The sequence below is a fragment of the Sinorhizobium sp. 8-89 genome (assembly GCF_030124325.1).
Taxonomy (GTDB): domain Bacteria; phylum Pseudomonadota; class Alphaproteobacteria; order Rhizobiales; family Rhizobiaceae; genus Sinorhizobium.
In genome coordinates, this window is the sequence record NZ_JASKLR010000009.1 from 1 (window position 1) to 311 (window position 311).

1 pseudogene is annotated in these 311 nt (G+C 64.6%); it reads left to right on the plus strand.

The features are described from left to right. A pseudogene (locus QN219_RS17945) lies at nucleotides 1–311 on the plus strand (hypothetical protein); the annotation flags it as partial.

Genomic DNA, 311 nt, shown 5'->3' on the forward strand with positions numbered 1-311 from the left:
TAACTCCACTGTCTTTGTTGACGGTGTTGCGGAGGATACGATCCGCAATGTCGAGAACATCGTCGGCGGATCGGCGGGCGACACGCTCACGGGCGATGCCGCCGCCAACAAGCTTTCGGGCGCGCGCGGCGATGATTGGCTGAAGGGCGGCGGCGGGACCGACGTCCTGGACGGCGGCGAGGACAGCGACACCGCCGATTACAGCGACAAGACAGCCGCCATCGCCGTGACGCTGAACGGCAGCGGCCTGGCCACGGTAACCGTAGGCGGCATTGCCGAGGACACGATTGCGAAAATCGAGAATGTCGACG